At 62.7% G+C, this 17243-nt stretch carries 14 protein-coding genes, 1 tRNA gene and 1 rRNA gene; 12 read left to right on the top strand and 4 right to left on the bottom strand.

The window, feature by feature from the left end; genetic code table 11:
- Nucleotides 1–7 precede the first annotated feature (7 nt).
- From rrf to AC1DOG_RS16110, 6 genes are all read left to right on the top strand, one after another.
- Nucleotides 8–122, top strand: a 5S ribosomal RNA gene (rrf, locus tag AC1DOG_RS16085).
- Between the two features lie 233 nt (nucleotides 123–355).
- A tRNA-Met gene (locus AC1DOG_RS16090) sits at nucleotides 356–432 on the top strand.
- Nucleotides 433–503: 71 nt separating this feature from the next.
- Complete coding sequence (locus tag AC1DOG_RS16095; RefSeq protein ID WP_477929371.1) at nucleotides 504–1145, top strand: alpha/beta hydrolase family protein; 642 nt, start codon at nucleotides 504–506, stop codon at nucleotides 1143–1145.
- 132 nt (nucleotides 1146–1277) lie between these two features.
- Nucleotides 1278–2222 (top strand): ABC transporter substrate-binding protein, encoded by a 945-nt coding sequence (locus AC1DOG_RS16100; RefSeq protein WP_477929695.1) that lies wholly within the window; start codon nucleotides 1278–1280, stop codon nucleotides 2220–2222.
- A gap of 59 nt (nucleotides 2223–2281) precedes the next feature.
- Nucleotides 2282–2929, top strand: coding sequence for a L,D-transpeptidase (locus AC1DOG_RS16105; RefSeq protein WP_477929373.1), 648 nt, complete (start codon nucleotides 2282–2284; stop codon nucleotides 2927–2929).
- Nucleotides 2930–3096: 167 nt separating this feature from the next.
- On the top strand, nucleotides 3097–3312 hold the full coding sequence (locus AC1DOG_RS16110) for a hypothetical protein (RefSeq protein WP_477929375.1): 216 nt from the start codon (nucleotides 3097–3099) through the stop codon (nucleotides 3310–3312).
- Nucleotides 3313–3368: 56 nt separating this feature from the next.
- Here the strand turns inward: AC1DOG_RS16110 and AC1DOG_RS16115 are convergent, their stop codons facing one another.
- The 4 genes from AC1DOG_RS16115 to AC1DOG_RS16130 all read right to left on the bottom strand — a co-directional run bounded on the left by AC1DOG_RS16115 (nucleotide 3369) and on the right by AC1DOG_RS16130 (nucleotide 8821).
- On the bottom strand, nucleotides 3369–5612 hold the full coding sequence (locus AC1DOG_RS16115; RefSeq protein WP_477929377.1) for a glycoside hydrolase family 2 protein: 2244 nt from the start codon (nucleotides 5610–5612) through the stop codon (nucleotides 3369–3371).
- Nucleotides 5613–5702: 90 nt separating this feature from the next.
- Entirely contained in the window at nucleotides 5703–6614 is a 912-nt protein-coding gene (locus AC1DOG_RS16120; protein ID WP_477929379.1) for an SMP-30/gluconolactonase/LRE family protein, read from the bottom strand.
- A gap of 97 nt (nucleotides 6615–6711) precedes the next feature.
- Entirely contained in the window at nucleotides 6712–7533 is an 822-nt protein-coding gene (locus AC1DOG_RS16125) for an SDR family oxidoreductase (protein WP_477929381.1), read from the bottom strand.
- Between the two features lie 100 nt (nucleotides 7534–7633).
- Nucleotides 7634–8821: a phytanoyl-CoA dioxygenase family protein gene (locus tag AC1DOG_RS16130; RefSeq protein WP_477929383.1), complete on the bottom strand. Its 1188-nt coding sequence runs from the start codon at nucleotides 8819–8821 to the stop codon at nucleotides 7634–7636.
- Nucleotides 8822–8926: 105 nt separating this feature from the next.
- Here AC1DOG_RS16130 and AC1DOG_RS16135 point away from each other — a divergent pair, with 105 nt between their 5' ends.
- The 6 genes from AC1DOG_RS16135 to AC1DOG_RS16160 all read left to right on the top strand — a co-directional run bounded on the left by AC1DOG_RS16135 (nucleotide 8927) and on the right by AC1DOG_RS16160 (nucleotide 17187).
- Nucleotides 8927–9943 (top strand): LacI family DNA-binding transcriptional regulator, encoded by a 1017-nt coding sequence (locus tag AC1DOG_RS16135; protein ID WP_477929385.1) that lies wholly within the window; start codon nucleotides 8927–8929, stop codon nucleotides 9941–9943.
- A gap of 92 nt (nucleotides 9944–10035) precedes the next feature.
- A complete protein-coding gene (locus tag AC1DOG_RS16140) occupies nucleotides 10036–11256 on the top strand; it encodes an adenylate/guanylate cyclase domain-containing protein (RefSeq protein WP_477929387.1) in 1221 nt (406 codons plus the stop codon).
- Nucleotides 11257–11409: 153 nt separating this feature from the next.
- Nucleotides 11410–11841, top strand: a complete 432-nt coding sequence (locus AC1DOG_RS16145; RefSeq protein ID WP_018902456.1) for an OsmC family protein — start codon at nucleotides 11410–11412, stop codon at nucleotides 11839–11841.
- A 362-nt stretch (nucleotides 11842–12203) separates the two neighbouring features.
- Nucleotides 12204–12812, top strand: coding sequence for a TetR/AcrR family transcriptional regulator (locus tag AC1DOG_RS16150; protein ID WP_477929389.1), 609 nt, complete (start codon nucleotides 12204–12206; stop codon nucleotides 12810–12812).
- Nucleotides 12813–12867: 55 nt separating this feature from the next.
- The gene (locus AC1DOG_RS16155; protein ID WP_477929391.1) at nucleotides 12868–14016 is read left to right on the top strand and encodes an efflux RND transporter periplasmic adaptor subunit; all 1149 of its coding nucleotides are present in this window, start codon (nucleotides 12868–12870) and stop codon (nucleotides 14014–14016) included.
- Between the two features lie 24 nt (nucleotides 14017–14040).
- Nucleotides 14041–17187 carry an efflux RND transporter permease subunit gene (locus tag AC1DOG_RS16160; RefSeq protein WP_477929393.1) on the top strand — a complete coding sequence of 1049 codons (3147 nt, stop codon included), beginning with the start codon at nucleotides 14041–14043 and terminating at the stop codon, nucleotides 17185–17187.
- Nucleotides 17188–17243 lie beyond the last annotated feature (56 nt).

The raw sequence follows: 17243 nt of genomic DNA on the forward strand, positions 1-17243 counted from the left end.
TCGCTGACCTGGTGGTTATGGCGGGGCGGCTGCACCCGTTCCCATTCCGAACACGGCCGTGAAACGCCCCTGCGCCTATGGTACTTCGTCTTAAGACGCGGGAGAGTCGGTCGCTGCCAGGTCTGCTAAACGCAACATAAAATCTTCTCATCATGAAACTTCGGCCCAGCCGAAAACATCGGGCCGCGCAAGCGGCCTTTTGCTTTTGAGGGCCAATTGAAATTTAAGGGACTAAACGCCAAATATATGGTGCGTCCCTTACAGGAACAAAACCCATTGGGTTTTGCTCCGGCAGTAGCGTAAACCGCTTCGCGGTTTACGCACCGTGACAAAACCCAAAGGGTTTTGCACTTGGCGCGGGGTGGAGCAGCCCGGTAGCTCGTCAGGCTCATAACCTGAAGGCCGCAGGTTCAAATCCTGCCCCCGCAACCAAATTCTTCTTTCCCAAAACACAATAAAACGAGCGCTGTCGGCTCGTGGACTTATCCTGTAGTAAGATCTGCATGAGCGCGTCCTTCCTGTTCTCCGGTCCTGACAACGCACCCGTGACGATCCTTCTCGCGCATGGTGCCGGCGGTGCCATGGATTCGGCGGGCATGGAGCGGTTTTCCGAGGCTCTGGCTGCGGCTGGAATGCGGGTGGTTCGGTTCGAGTTCGGTTATATGGCCGAGCGGCGGCTGTCCGATCGGCGTCCGCCGCCGCCCAAGGCGGAGACGTTGATCCCTGAACATCTGGCGGCGGTGGGTGACCTCCACGCCAGCGGTCCGCTTGTCATCGGCGGCAAGTCGATGGGTGGGCGGATTGCCAGTATGGTTGCGGATGATCTCTATCGCTCGGGCCAAATCGCCGGATTGCTTTGCCTCGGCTATCCGTTTCATCCGATGGGAAAGCCGACGCAATTGCGCACGGCGCATCTGAGCGCGATCGAAACGCCGACGCTGATCTGCCAGGGGACGCGGGATGCGTTCGGGACACGCGAGGAGGTCGCGGGCTATTCGCTTTCGCCTGAGATCGATATCTTCTGGCTCGAGGATGGCGATCATGATCTAAAGCCGCGCAAGTCGCTCTCCGGCTTCTCGGCGGCGGATCATATGCAGGCGATGGCATCGCGCGTCGGTGCCTGGGCGGCTGGCCTTGGGCGTTGATCCGGCTTTTCTAAAACACTCTACGCTTGACTAACCGCGCCCGCTTCTGCATCCTTGCGTTGAAATATCAGCATGCGATCCGATCAGTGTCTGCCGAGGGGGAACATTGTGAGAGATGGTGCCGGTTGCGGCGTGTTCGTCGTTTCATTGTCCGCATTGTTCTCCGTCTTGGGGGCTGGGACGCCCGTCCTTGCGGATGACCTCAAGATCGCCATGCCGAACTGGCCGTCCGGTCAGGCAACGGCCTTTATTCTCAAGGTCGCGATCGAGAAAGAATTCAAACAGCCCGCTCTCGTCCAGGAAATGGGCACGCTCAACGCCTTCGCCGGGCTGGAGAAGGGGAGCGTCGATATCCACCCGGAGGTCTGGCAACCCAATCTCGCCGATGTCATCGAAAAATTCGTGACCGAGAAGGGCGTGGTCGTTCTGGCCAAGCACAGGGTTCCGGCATGGCAGGGCATCTGCGCGACGCCCGCGGCGGCCGAGAAGGGGATCACTGATATCGCCGATCTCAGCGACCCCGAAAAGACCAGTCTTCTCGATACGGATGGCGACGGCAAGGGGGAGATGTGGATCGGCGCGCCGACATGGTCCTCGACGGGGATCGAGCGCGTGCGGGCCAACAGCTATGGTTATGCCAAGACGATGACGCTCGTGGAGGCCGAGGAGGAGGTGGCGATGGCCGGCATCGATGCCGCGGTCGCGACCGGCCAGCCGGTGGTGTTCGCATGCTATGCGCCGCATTTCGTCTTCGATCTGCACAAGATTGTCCGGCTTGAAGAGCCAAAGCATGATGCGGCCAAATGGTCGTTGGTGAGTGCGACCGATCCGCTCTGGATCAAGAAGTCGTCGGCCTCGACGGCCTGGGACACGGCAACCTTCCGTATTGCCTATTCAACAGCGCTTGCCAGCAAGCACCCCGAGATCGCGGCGTTCCTTGAAAAGGTTGAACTGACGCCGGAGGAGGCGACGGCGATAAGCTATGCGCTCGAGGTGGAGCGGCAGGCGCCGCTTGGCTATGCCAAGGCGTGGGTGGAGCGCAACGCGGCGCGGATCGATGGGTGGGCGAAGCCATGAGGGGTCGGTCTTCTTCTCTGGCAAAATGCGGTACGGCGTTTGGTTGGGTAATCCGGCGCTTGCGCAAGGGGGTGCCGTTTGCGGCCGCCGCGTTGCTGCTTGCGCCTGTTATCGTGCTGGCGCAGACGCAGATCTATGACGCGAAGACGCGGACATGGGTCGATTATGACAGCAAGAAGGCCCGGCAATATTACGCGCGCAACAAGCAATCGCCGGAGGCCTTTCGCAGGCAGATCGTGACGTTCCGGACCGCGGAGCCGCCGGGGACTATCATCATCGACGGCAACCAGCACTTTCTCTACCTCGTGCAGCCGGGCGGGCAGGCGATCCGCTACGGCATCGGTGTCGGCCGCGATGGGTTCGGCTGGGCGGGGATCGTGCGGGTCGGGCGGACGGCCGAATGGCCGGTATGGACGCCGCCCGCCGAAATGGTGGCGCGTGATGCCAACGCGGCCAAATGGGCGGCCGGCATGCCGGGTGGACCGGACAACCCGCTCGGGGCGCGCGCGCTTTATCTCTACGCCGGCGACCAGGATACGATCTACCGCATTCACGGCACGGCCGAGCCATGGACGATCGGCCTCGACGTGTCATCCGGGTGCATCAGGCTGAACAATGACGACGTGACGGACCTGCATTCGCGGGTGCAGATCGGCGCAAAGGTCATCGTGCTCATGCAGGGTGCCGCGCTCTACAAGGGTATCTGATCGATAGCGCCGACATTGGCCGGGAATTGATCAGGCCTGATATCATCAACGTCTGGAGGGGACAGATGTCGAGAGAAGAGTTGAAGCGAGGCGGTCGGGCTCTTCTGGCCCTGGCCGGACTGTTGTCGTTGGGCGCCTGTACGCCCGCGCCGCCGCCACCAGAAGCCATGGCGCGCACAACACTGATGACGGCGCCGGCCGATCTGCAATTGCTTTGCGCCAATGCGGTGACGAGCAGCGCCGGAGCCGGTGTCAAGGTCTTGCCGACAGGCTCGCGGCTGCAGCCGGATGGGACATTCGCCGTGGATCTGGATGCAGGGGGCAAGAAATTCTCCTGCATCGTCGACAACAACGGCAGTGTTCGCTCGGTCGCTCCAGTCTGAGCGTCGTAGGGAACGCATCGAGCCTTGGCCTGTGAAGACCAAGGCTTTGGCCGCCGTCAGACGGCGGCGAGTGTCAGCGTGACTTTACCGAAGCGGGGGCAGGTGGCCTCCAGCGTGATCTCACCCGTGAGGCCCGTGGTCTCGATCCAGAGACCGGCCGTGCCGCCCTGGAGCGGTATGGTGCTGGGGCCGACGATCTTTGCCGGGCCGGTGAGAGATATCGTCACCACTTCGTTCAGGAAGGGCAGGCGCTGGCCCTGTTGGTCGAGTGCGCGCAACACGACACGGGTGGTGTCGCGTTCGCGTGCCTTCAGCCGGGTGCTGTCGGCCACCACCTGCAGCGTCGTCGGCAGCGGATCGGCGACCAGCGTCAGCTGCGCCACAGGCGCGCCGTCGACATAGCCGATGAAGCTGCCGTCGATCCACTTCTCACCCCAGATGCCGAGTTCGTCGGCCGTGAAGTGGCGATGGTCGAAGACGACGGGCGGATGCGGCAGGTGCGGGAAGTTCTCGTAGTCGGGGCCGACGCGCTTGGTCACCGAGCCATAAGTCAGTTCGACCTCGTCGCAATTCGTCAGCACGATCAGCGGGAGCACGCCGCCGATGTTGCGCTCGCCGCGCGCCCAGAATGTCACCGGCTTCATGATCACCTCATCGGAGGGTTCGCACTGGCTGGCATAGGCGTAAGCGGCGAATTTCGGTTCGCGGAACATGTCCATGACGCCGTGGTAGCAGATGCGGTCGCCGGAGCCGAAATCCTTGTGGGTGTTATAGTCGAACATGCACCAGCCGATGGCGCCCGCTATGTCGGGATCGCCATAGGCGGCGTTCAGCACTTCGAGGTGGCGGCGGACATGCTCGGCCTGGCGGGTTTCCTGATCGTAGATCTTGGTCGGGTACATGTGACCGCCGAATTCGGTGATCATGTAAGGCACCTTGTAGGAGAGGCCGGTGTTCTCCTGCTGCGGGCGTAGCGGCGTGCGCGGGCGGTTGGCGCCTGGCAGTTCCTCGTTGCCGAGGATGAAGTCGTTCATCGTGTAGACGTCCTCGAGCAGTTCGCTATCGGTGATGTAGCGAACGCCGCCGGTCGGGCGGGTGGGGTCGAGCTCGCGGGCCAGCCGGTTGGTCTCGGCGTAGAAATGGTGGCTGTCCTGGCTCTCGTTGATGCGCACGCCCCAGATCACGATCGAGGGGTGGTTCCAGTCGCGCTCGATCATCCGGCGGACGTTGCGAATGGATTCATGCTGCCATTCCTGGTCGCCGATATGCTGCCAGCCGGGGATCTCCTCGAACACGAGCAGGCCGATCTTGTCGCAGCGGTCGAGAAACCACTTCGATTGCGGATAGTGCGAGGTGCGGACCATGTTGCACTTCAACACGGATTTCATGATGTCGGCGTCGCGTTCCTGGGCGGAGCGCCCGGCGGCGTAGCCGACATAGGGGAAGGATTGGTGGCGGTTTAGGCCGCGCAGCTTCAGCGGTCGGCCGTTCAGCCGGAAGCCCTCAGGGGTGAATTCGGCAGTGCGGAAACCGAAGCTGGTCGTCAGCCTGTCTGAACCGTGGCTGGTCTTCAGCTCCACCGTCATCTGGTAGAGTTCGGGATTGTCGATATCCCAAAGCGCGATACCGGTCAGGCCGCTGAAATCAAGCGTGGTGTCGCCGCCGGTCGTGTCCGCTGACGCGGTGGCGAGCACGTTACCATCGATATCGGCGAGCGAGGCCGTCAGCGTTGCCAGGAAGTGCACGTTGCGGGGATTGGCGAGATGGACGCGGATGGAGGCGGACTTTTCTTCCGAGAGCACATCAGTGGTCTCGATCTTGACGTTTTGGATCGAGACGGGATCGGTGACCTTCAGCCAGACTTCGCGATAGATGCCCGCGTAAGTCAGGTAGTCGATCGCGCCGCCGAAGGGCGGGATGGCGGGGTTCTCGCTGCCGTCGATCGTGACTGATATCAGGTTGTCGCCGCGTTGCAGGCCGTTGGTGAGGCGCGCCTCGAAGGGGGTATAGCCATCCTTGTGGGCGATGATTTCCTCGCCGTTCAGATAGACCACGGCGTCGGCCATGGCGGCGTCGAACACCAGCGAGACCTCGCGGCCCTCGAATTCGGGCATCCAGCGCAGCAGTTTCTGATAGGTGAAAGCGCGCTGGTAGCTCGCTTCATCGAAATAGTTGAACGGGAGTTCGACCGCCGTATGCGGCAGGTTGACGATGAAGCGGCCGTCGAAATCGCGCAGCAGATGATGGCCGGCACCCTCATGGAAAGCCCAGGATTCGTTATAGGGAACGATGGAACGCATGTCAGTTTCTCACGGCAGTAACGGTATCGGGGAGGGAGGCGCAACGGGACGCAGCAAGTGGCCCGGCGCGCTTTCAATGTCAGTTTTGGCTTACGGGTACTGGGCGCCGTTGGTCGTCGTGTAAATGGCGTAGACCGATTGCGTCGCGGTTATGAACAGGCGGTTCTTCTTCTGGCCACCGAAGGTGATATTGGAGACCGTCTGCGGAACCTTGATCTTTCCGAGCAGCGTGCCGTCTGGCGCGAAGCAGTGAACGCCGTCGGCGGCACTGCTCCAGAGGTTGCCGGCAACGTCGAAACGGAAGCCATCGGGCACGCCGTTGTCGATCGAGCAGAAGTAGCGGCTGTTGGTCAGCTTGCGGTCGTCGACCACGTCGAAGACGCGGATATGGCGGGGCACCTCGTGGTTCGAGGAGCCAGAATCCGCGATATAGAGCTGCTTTTCATCCGGCGAGAAGGCGAGGCCGTTGGGCTGGATGAAGTCGGTCGCGACCGCTTCGATTTCGCCGGTTCCGGCATCGATGCGGTAGACGTTTCTGGTTTCCTGCTCGGGCTCGGCCTTGTGGCCTTCATAATCGGACATGATGCCGTAGCTCGGATCGGTGAACCAGATGGAGCCGTCGGAGCGGACGACGACGTCGTTGGGCGAATTCAGCCGCTTGCCCTTGTAGCGATCGGCGAGCACGGTGATGCGGCCGTCAGGTTCCGTGCGGGTCACGCGGCGGCCGCCATGTTCGCAGGATACCAGCCGGCCCTGGCGATCGCGGGTGTTGCCGTTGACGTAGTTGGATGGCGAGCGGAAGACCGAGGCGCCGCCATCGGGCACCCAGCGCATGATGCGCTCGTTGGGAATGTCGCTCCAGAGAAGGCAGTTGAGATCGGAGAACCAGACGGGACCTTCGGCCCAGCGGCAACCGGAATAGAGTTCTTCCAGCTTGGCGCTGCCCGCGATCAGGCGATTGAAACGATCRTCACGGATGTCATAAAGCGCATCTTGCGACACAGGCTGCTCCTCCCAAAGCGATTTGATCTCCTTCGTAAACGTAAACGAAGCGGCGTGCCAGAGCCCGGCCGTGCAAAAGGCCGGGCTTGAGGATTTTTCAGAGTGGGGCCTGCGGGTGCGGTGAGCCGTCGTAGGCACCCCAGATCGACTGGTCGAAACAGATCATCGAGCCGGTCATCAGGCCGGATTCGGATGAGGAGAGATAGGCGCAGGCGCGGGCCACTTCCGCGGGATCGACGAGGCGGCCGAAGGGCTGGGCGGCGGCGGCTTCGTCCAGCCAGTTGGCGGCGGCGCCGTGGAACTCGCGTTGAATGCGGTCCTCGCCTTCCGAGGCCATCCAGCCGATGTTCAATCCGTTGACGCGGATGCGGTTGCGCAGCAGCGCATAGGCGGTGTTCTTGGTCAGCGTTTCGAGCGCGCCCTTGGAGGCGCAATAGGCGGCGATGAAGGGCTGGCCGGCCTTGGCCGACATAGAGCCGATGTTGACGATGGTGCCTTCGGTTTTTTCGCGGCGCATGATTTTCACGCTTTCCTGGATCAGGAAGAACGGCGCGCGCACGTTGATCGCGAACATGGCGTCGAAGAGCTCGGGGCTGGTGTCGAGAATGGTGCCGCGATCGGTGGTGGCGGCGGCGTTGACCAGCGCATCGACGCGGCCGAAAGCCCTGTCGCAGGCCTGGACGACCTTGCTGGCATCCTCCACCTTGGAAAGATCGGCCTGGACATAGACCACCTCGGCGCCGGTCGCGCTTGAGATCTCCTCGGCTTTCGCGCGGCCTTTCTCGGCGTTGCGACCGCAGATGACGATGCCCTTGGCACCGCGCTCGGCAAAGAGCCGGGCGATGGTGGCGCCGAGGCCCTGCGTGCCGCCGGTGACGATGGCGATCTTGCCGTCGAGGCGGCTGTGGTCTGTGCTCATATATGTTCCTCCCAATGATATCTGACTGATGATGCGCGAATGGCCCCTCGCGATGCGAGAGGCCTTTTTCGTTTTTACTATTGAGTGCCGTGCTGCGTGCTCAGCTCAGCTTCTTCTCCGCCTGTTTCGCAAGCGCCTCGGCAAACATCTCGTCGCTCCAGCCAGCAGCCAATGCCTCGTGCATCAGCTGCGCCTGCGTCTTCGGCGCGAGGCCGCCGACCGGCGGGTCGCGGTCGAGATTGGTGGGGAAGGAATAGCCCTCGGCGCAAGCTGCCACCGCATTGGCGATTTCGGCTTTCGAGAGCGTGTCGGACAGCCGCTTCAGCGCCGGGAAGAGGGTGGCGCTCATGCGCTGGCGATCGACCGTTTCCATGGCGCGGCCGAAGGTGGAGGAGACCTGCAGCAGGTTGGCGACGCGCTTGATGTCGGCCGAGCGGTTGGTGCCGGCGGCATGGAAGAGCGCCGGGTTGAAGAAGACGACATCGCCCTTCTTGAGCGGCAGCTGCACGTGGTTTTTCTCGAAGTAGTCGCGGAATTCCTGGCGCTTGAGGGCGAGATATCCCGGCACATAGGTCTGGCTGTTCGGCAGGAAGAGCGTCGGCCCGCTTTCGAGCGGCATGTCGCAATGGGCGACTGCGCCCTGCAGCGTCAGCACCGGCGAGAGCCTGTGGACGTGGACGGGAAACTGCTCGATCACCTGAGAGGACTGGAAGCCGAGGTGATAATCACGGTGCGCGGATTGGGCGGCGCCACCGGGGTTCACGCGGTTGACCTGCGCGGTCATCTGGTAGCTCGGGCCGAGCCATGCCTGGCTTGCCAGCGCCACGATCGGGTTGGCGTAGTATTCGGCGAAATTGTCGGGGTCGGCGAGGCAGTGCTTTTCGAGCGAGTTCCAGATGCGGTCGTTGGCGCCGGCCTTGGCGAAGTGATCGCCGCCGCTGGTCGAGGTGCGGTGCTGCTCGGTGATGATGTCGTCGAAGATCTTGCTGGCGCGGTCGATGACGCCGGTGTCCTCGTAGGCGCCGGTGAAGACGACGACGCCGGGGCCTTCGGCGAAGGCTTCGCAAATCTCGGCCAACAGCGCGCGCTTGCCCTCGGGATCCGCGATGACGGCCCTGACATTGCGGCTGTCGTAGATCAGCACGTTTTTCTCGACCGCTGCGGCGTTCGGATAATCGGCGAGCGATGTCGTCTTTTCGGCCAGCGCCCGGAAGTCGTCGAGATCGCAGGCATCCTCGGTGAGCCAGACGCGGTCGGCGCGCAGCTTCTGCAGATTGTCGGTTTTCATCAGATGCTCCTCCATTCCTGATGAAGGCACTATACGGCGCGGCGAGGGCCGTGATAGATCAGGAATCCATCAAAAATACATCAGACTGGATCGGAAATTCACGGCATGGCGCATGTCTTTCTCGTCAAGGATATCGCCTTTCAGGCGGGCTTGAGCACGGCGACCGTGGATCGGGTGCTGAACGGCCGGCCGGGTGTGCGGCGGCAGACGGAACTGCGGGTACGGGCGGCGATCGCGGAGCTCGAGAAGCAGCAGACGGAGGTCGCGGCAGGCGGGCGGACGATCGCGATCGATATCGTCATGGAAACGCCGGAGCGCTTCAGCACGACGGTCCGCGCGGCCTTCGAAGCCGAAGTCGCGACCTTTCTGCCGACGGTGTTTCGCTGCCGCTTTCACTTCGCCGAGGTGATGAAGCCGGCGGAAATCGTCCAGCTTCTCGACCGGATACGGCTGCGCGGCACCAAGGCGGTCGTGCTGAAGGCGCCCGATGTGCCGGAGATCGACGCCGCCGTGTCGCGGCTGGAGGAGGCGGGCATCCCCGTGGTGACGCTGGTGACCGACCTGCCCAATTCGGCGCGGATCGCCTATGCGGGAGCGGATAACCGGGCAGCCGGCGAGACCGCCGCCTATCTGATCGGCGAGCGGTTTGCCGGCGCGCCCGGGCGGGTGCTGGTGACGCTCTCGAGCGGGCGGTTCCGTGGCGAGGAGGAGCGTGAGATCGGATTTCGCCGGGTCATCCGCGAGCGATACCGCGAGATCGGCATTACCGAGATCAGCGAAGGGCATGGAACGGATGCGGCAACCGGTATTCTGGCGGCGCGGGCGATCGCGGCCGACGAGACGATCGACGCGGTCTATTCGATCGGCGGCGGAAATCGCGCGGTGCTGGCGGCTTTCGAGGCGGCGGGGCGGCCGATCCGGGCGTTCGTCGCGCATGATCTCGACGCCGATAACCGCGCGCTCTTGAAAGCCGGCAAGATCGGCTTTGTGCTGCATCATGACCTGCGCTCCGATGCGCGCACGGCGTTCCGGGCGGTGATGAGCCGTGGTTTTTCCGGACGTATCGCGCCGGCATCCTTGTCGGCGGTGGAAATCATCACACCTTACAATATGCCGGTATGAGATTGCGGCGGGACATGACGTTTGTCAGCTTTGCCGTTCCGCTGGCCGTCAAATCACGGTAAGGCTTGCGTATCAGACAAGGTGACTATGGCATGGAATACAGTGATATCGGTACGGTTGCGACGTGGCTGACGGAGCAGGGGCTGAATGGCGCGACTGAAACCGAGTTGCTGACCGGCTTCTGCGATACCTGCCGCAGGCTTGGCCTTCCGCTCGACCGCAGCCTGGCGCTGATGGATACGCTGCACCCGGTGCATGAGGGGCGCGCTTTTCGCTGGGATAGCGAACAGGATGTCGAGCCCGAGTTCGCCTATGGCCCGATGGGCGGCGATGGGAACTCGCTGGAAAACTGGCAGCGCTCGGCCTTCTACCATCTCTGGACGGGCACAGAGAACGAGGTTCGCCGGCGGCTGGCGTTCGGTGATCCGGCTGATTTCTACATGCTGGATACGATGCAGGCGGAAGGGCATACCGATTTCGTCGCGATGGTGCGCAAGTTCGACAAGGCCGGCACGATCGGCGAGATGGATTGCTTCTTCGTGCATTTTGCTACACGCCATCAGGAAGGGTTTTCCGATCATCACATGATGGTCCTGCGCAAGCTGGCGCCGGTGCTGGCGCTGGCGATCAAGTGTATCGGGCTCGGGCGTATCGCCCGCACGATCGCCGAGGTCTATCTCGGCGAGGATGCGGCGCGCCAGGTGCTGGATGGCAAGATCAGCCGGGGCAAGTCGGAGCGGATTTCGGCGGTGCTCTGGTTCTCGGATCTGGTGAACTACACGAAGATCTCCGACAGCGCCTCGCCCGAGGAAATCCTGCCGATGCTGAACGCCTATAGCGATCTCGTCATCACGGCGGTGCATGAGGCCGGCGGCAACGTGCTGAAGCTGATCGGCGACGGGGTGCTGGCGATCTTCAAGGCCGACGCGCCAGCGGACGCCTGTTCGGCGGCGCTGAAGGCCGAGCGGGTCTTGCACGAGAGACTGGTGACGCTGAACAACGAGCGCGCCTTCGAGGAGCGGCCGACCACCGACGTCTATATCGGCCTGCACATCGGCGACGTTTTCTATGGCAATATCGGCAGCCAGGAGCGGCTCGACTTCACGGTCATCGGCCCCGCCGTCAACGAGGTCAGCCGCATCGCCTCGCTTTGCCGGTCGGTCGATTTCAACGTGCTGATGTCGTCCGATTTCGCCGCCGCCGTTCCCGAGGCCGAGCGCGGGGCGTTGGCCTGCGTCGGGCGCTACGCGCTGCGCGGTGTGCAGCGGCCGCAGGAGCTCTTCACGCTGGAGACGGCGGGCACCATCCGCTGATCAGTGCAGCGCGCTAGCAATCAAATTTTACAAGACTGTCGCCTTCCTGGATTAGAGACTTATATGCTCGGGCGAAGGGGTTTTCGCGCCTCTTGACCGGATGACGCGGCGGGTCGCTGCGTTGGAAAACACTCAGTCCAACAGGAGAACGGCATGCAGATCAATCGCACAGGTTCCGCACAGTGGTCGGGCGGCATCAAGGACGGCAAGGGTCAGATTTCGACGCAGAGCGGCGCGCTCAAATCCTACCCTTATGGCTTTGCCAGCCGCTTCGAGGGCCTCCCGGGCACCAATCCCGAAGAACTGATCGGCGCCGCCCATGCCGGCTGCTTCACCATGGCGCTGTCGCTCATCCTCGGCGAGGCCGGCTTTACCGCAACCAGCATGGAAACGACGGCGAAGGTGACGCTCGAGAGCGTCGAGGGTGGCTTTGCGATCAGCGCCATCCTCTTGACGCTGCGCGGCACGGTTCCGAATTGCGACGAGAAGACTTTCATCGAGCTTGCCGGCAAGGCCAAGGCCGGTTGCCCGGTTTCCAAGGCGCTGGCCGCGGTGCCGATCACGCTGGATGCGCAGCTGGCGTAAGCGACTAATTTATCGATGGTTTGAGATGCCGCGGTGCCTTGCGCCGCGGCATTTTTTGTTTGTGGGTGTGGCGAAGACCCCTCCCCAACCCCTCCCCACAAGGGGGAGGGGCTTGCTGGGCGCTATGTTTTACCCAGAACCGCAAACTCTCAAGATTTGTTGGCAGGAGAATGGGGCAGGCGGCATGCCACGAGTAAGCCCCTCCCCCTTGTGGGGAGGGGTTGGGGAGGGGACTTTCTTGATCAGAGGGACTTCTCCATTCCACTCAATCCCGCAACGCAAAAGATTGACTTTCGCCTCCTGATGTCTTACGACTGACGAAAATCGAAATTCGTCAGTCGTAAATCAACACGGCAGAAGTCATGAGCGACACCGCTGAAAGCATTCTCGAAGCGACAAGACAGGAGAATGCGACGCGCATTCTCGATGCGGCCGAGCGGCTGTTTCGTCACTATGGCTACGCCAAGACAACCGTCGCCGATATCGCCCGCGATCTCGGCATGTCGCCGGCCAATGTCTATCGCTTCTTCTCCTCGAAAATAGAAATCCACCAGGCGATCTGCGGGCGCATGTTGGCTGCGAGCTACCAGCAGGCCTATGAAATCTGCCATCTGCCGCTCAGCGCTTCCGAGCGGCTCAGCCGCTTCGTGCGCGGGCAATACCAGATGACGGTCGAGACCATGCTCGACCAGGAAAAGGTGCATGAGATGGTGGTCGTCGCCATCGAGCGCGACTGGCATGTCATCGAGAGGCATGTCGACAGCATTCACGATCTGCTGGCCGAGGTGATCCGCGAGGGTATCGAGGCCGGCGAGTTCGTCGATCAGGATCCTGCCGTTGCGTCGCGCTGCTTTGGCGCTGCCACCGTGACGCTCTGCCACCCGATCATGGTGGCGCAATGTCTTGCCAAGACCAACCGAGCGACGGTGGACGAGCTGATCGACTTCTCCATCAGGGCTTTGAAGAGATAATCGGGCGGCACGGCCGCCAACAATTCAACACACAAACATACCGGGAGTGCGAAAGATGATTTCGCTGAAGACAGTCAAGTTGCCGTCCGTTGCCAGTTTCGCGCTCCTTGGCGCCGTTTCGCTCGCGCTTTCGGGCTGCAGCGAGGAGAAGAAGGCGGAGACCAAGGAGATCCTGCGGCCGGTGAAGGTCGTGGAAATCGCCAAGGCCGGCGACACCCGAGCACTTGATTATTCCGGTGCGGTGAAGGCGCGTGTCGAGATGAACCTCGGCTTCCGCGTTGCCGGCAAGATGACCGAGCGACGCGTGAATATCGGCGACCGTGTCCAGCCGGGTGATGTGATCGCGCGCATCGACGCGACCGATTACGAGCTCGCGACGAAGACGGCGGAAGCCAATCTTGCGGCGGCCGAAAAGGGCGTCGGCACGGCGGATCTCGCCAACAAGCGTGCCCAGCAGCTGTTCGACAAGAGCGTGACGGCGAAGTCGCAGCTCGAGCAGGCGTCGCTCAGCTACGATCAGGCAGTCTCCACGCGCGACGCGGCTCGCTCCTCTCTCGATCAGGCGAAAAACCAGGTGAGCTATGCCGAGCTGAAGGCCGACCAGAGTGGCATCGTGACAGCGATCAGTGCCGACACCGGCACGGTCGTTGCCGCCGGCACGCCTGTTGCGACTGTCGCGCTCGACGGCGAAAAGGAAGTGCAGATCGCGGTGCCTGAGAACGACATCGCCGAGTTCAAGCCGGGCAAGACGGTCAAGGCGAGCTTCTGGTCTTCGGCCAAGCTGGTGCTCGACGGCAAGGTGCGTGAGGTCTCCGGCAGCGCGGATGCGCAGTCGCGCACGTTTGCCGTTCGTGTGAGCCTGCCGCATGACGACCGCGTCCTGCTCGGCATGACGGCGACGATCGAGGCCAGCGTCAGCAATGCCAACACCCACGTCTCCATCCCGCTCGCGGCGCTTGCCGAGAAGGACGGCAAGAAGATCGTCTGGGTGGTCGATCGCGACCAACAGACCGTGCATGCCCGCGACGTCACGATCGCCGATTTCACCGGCGACGGCGTCAATATCGCCGACGGGTTGAAGACCGGCGATCTCGTGGTTGCCGCCGGCACGCAGTTCATGACCGACAATCTCAAGGTCAAGCTGCCGGGCCAGCAGTCGGCATCCACTGAGACTGCGGCCGAGACCGGCGACGTCGTTCGCTAAGCGGTCAGGAGAGGGAACGGGACAATGGACAACTCCACCACCGAGAAGAAGCCCTTCAACCTGTCGCGCTGGGCAATCGGCCATCCGAGCATCGCGCGCTTCCTGTTCGGCCTGATCCTCATCACCGGCGTGCTCGGGCTGATGCGGATGGGACAGAAGGAAGACCCCGATTTCACCTTCCGCGTCATGGTCGTGCAGGCCGTGTGGCCGGGCGCCTCGATCCAGGAGATGCAGGACCAGGTGGTCAACAAGATCGAGCGCAAGCTGCAGGAAACCCCGCATATCGACTGGGTGAAATCCTATACGCGCGCCGGTTCGGCCGTCATCACGCTGCAGATCAAGGGCGATACCAACGGGGCTGACGTCGCCGACGCCTTCTACCAGGTGCGCAAGAAGGTCGGTGATATCTCCAACGAGCTGCCATCCGGCCTGCTCGGTCCCTATTTCAACGACGAATTCGGCGATACCTTCATCACGCTGCAATCGATCAGCGGTAATGGCTACAGCTATCCGGAGCTGAAGAAGTTCGCGATCCAGGCGCGCGACATGCTGTTGACGACGCCGGGTGTCGAGAAGGCCGTGATCATCGGCGATCAGCCGGAGAAGATCTTCATCGACGTGTCCTCGCAGGCGCTGGCCGAACGCGGCCTGACGATCGTCGACCTGCAGAACGCCATCAAGGGCCAGAACAGTGTCGATCCAGCCGGCTCCGTCGATACCGGCACGCGCTCGGTGCGCATTGYCGTCGAGGGCGACGTGACCAAGGCCGCCGATATCCGCGAGCTCCGGCTCAAGGCCGGCAATCAGGTGACGCGTCTCGGCGATATCGCCACCGTCTATTCCGGGCTCGAAGATCCCTATCAGCGCAAATACCGCTTCAATGGTCATGAGAGCGTCCAGGTCGGCGTCGTCATGGCCAAGGGCTACAAGGTCACCGATGTCGGCAAGGATGTCGAAGCGACCTACAAGCGCTTCGAGGAATCGCTGCCTTACGGTGTTTCGGTCGACCAGATCTCCAACCAGCCGGATGTCGTCACCGATGCGGTCAGCGAGTTCATGCATGCGCTGGGTGAAGCGCTGGCCATCGTTCTCGTCGTCTCATTCCTGTCGATCGGCTGGCGTTCGGGCCTCGTCATCGCCATCGCCATTCCGCTTGTGCTGGCCGCGACCTTCGCCATCATGTACGAGCTTGGCATCGACCTGCAGCGCATTTCGCTGGGCGCGTTGATCATCGCGCTCGGGCTGCTTGTCGACGACGCGATGATCGTGGTCGAGTTGATGGAGCGAAAGCTCGAGGAAGGGCTCGTGAAGATCGAGGCGGCGAGTTTCGCCTATTCGTCCACCGCCTTCCCGATGCTGACGGGCACGCTGATCACCACGGCCGGGTTCATTCCGGTCGGCTTCGCGGCGTCCACGGCCGGGGAATACGTGCGCACGCTGTTCTACGTCGTCGGTATCGCGCTCGTGGTCTCGTGGTTCGTCGCGGTCTATTTCACGCCGTGGCTCGGCTACATGATCCTGAAGCAGCGCAAGCATGCGGGCGGCGCACATCATGATGCCTTCGACACCAGCTTCTATCGCCGGCTGCGGTCGACGGTCGGCTGGGCGGTGCGTCATCGCATCATCGTCGTTGCCATGACGCTGGTGACCTTTGCCACCAGCCTCTGGGCCTTCCAGTTCATTCCACAGAACTTCTTCCCGCAGTCCTCGCGTCCCGAAATCCTCGTCGATCTCTGGCTGCCCGAGGGTACCAGCATCAAGGAAGTGGAGACGCAGTCGAAGGCGCTCGAAGCCAAGATCATGGACGACAAGGACAAGAAGTTCGTCGCCACCTATATCGGCGAGGGCGCGCCGCGCTTCTTCCTGCCGCTCGACCAGCAGCTTCCGAACCCGAACTTCGCGCAGCTTCTGATCATGGCCAATGACGAGCCGGCCCGCGAACGGCTGATCGTCAAGCTCAGGACCATTCTAGCCGAAGACTTCCCCGATATCCGCGGCAAGGTCGACCGCCTCTTCCTTGGTCCGCCGACCGGCTGGCCGGTGCAGATGCGCGTCATGGGTCCGGATCGCCAGGAAGTCCGCAAGATCGCCGACCAGGTGAAGGCGAAGTTCCAGGAAAACCCGCTGCTCGGCGCCATCCACGACGATTGGCTGGAGCAGGTGCCGGCGATGAAGCTGGTGATCGACCAGGACCGCGCCCGTGCGCTCGGCGTCACCTCGCAACGCGTCCGCCAGATGCTGCAGACGGCGATGTCCGGGGCTCCGCTCGACGATTTCCGCGATGGCGAGGAAACTGTGTCGATCGTCGCCCGCGAGCCGGAAGCCAATCGTTCGCTGCTGTCGGCCGTCAACTCGGTCTACGTGCCGACGGATTTCGGCGGCTTCGTGCCGGTCTCGCAGATCGCCAAGGTGGTGCCGGTGCTCGAGCAGGGCATCGAATGGCGGCGCGACCGCCTGCCGACGATCAGCGTGCGCGCAACGCTGCCTGACGACGTGCAGTCGAACGACGTGGTCATGAAGATGTATGCCGATCTGCAGCCGCTGCGCGACAGCCTGCCTGCCGGCTACAAGGTCGAGATCCAGGGCGGTGCGGAGGATTCCGCCGAAAGCCAGGCCTCGATCGCCGCCAAGGCGCCGATCATGCTTGTCGTCATCGTGCTTCTCCTGATGGCGCAGCTGCAGCATTTCGGCAAGGCGATGCTGGTGTTGGCGACTGGTCCGCTCGGGATCATCGGTGCCGCAGCAGCCCTCCTGATCTCCGGCGCGCCCTTCGGCTTCGTCGCGATCCTTGGCGTGATCGCGCTGCTCGGCATCATCATCCGCAACTCGATCATCCTGATCGACCAGATCGACCAGGACATCAAGGCGGGGATGCACCGGCAGGAAGCGATCGTCGGCGCGGCCGTGCGCCGTTTCCGTCCGATCATGCTGACGGCTTTGACGGCTGTCCTCGCGCTGATCCCGATCTCGCGCGGTGTCTTCTGGGGTCCGCTCGCCTACGCCATGATGGGCGGCATCCTGGTCGCCACCGTGCTGACCATCCTGGTGCTGCCTGCGGCCTATGCTCTGTTCTTCGACAAGGAGCCGAAGGGCAAGGAGGATGAGGCTGTCTCGTCCGGTGAGGATGACGCGGTGGATCACCGGCATCCGCCGGCGATTGCGGCGGAGTGAACATGCAGACGGCGCGGTGAGAGCCGCGTCGTTTTTGTATAGGGTTATTAATTGAG

This window comes from Rhizobium sp. 01N48 (assembly GCF_056399145.1).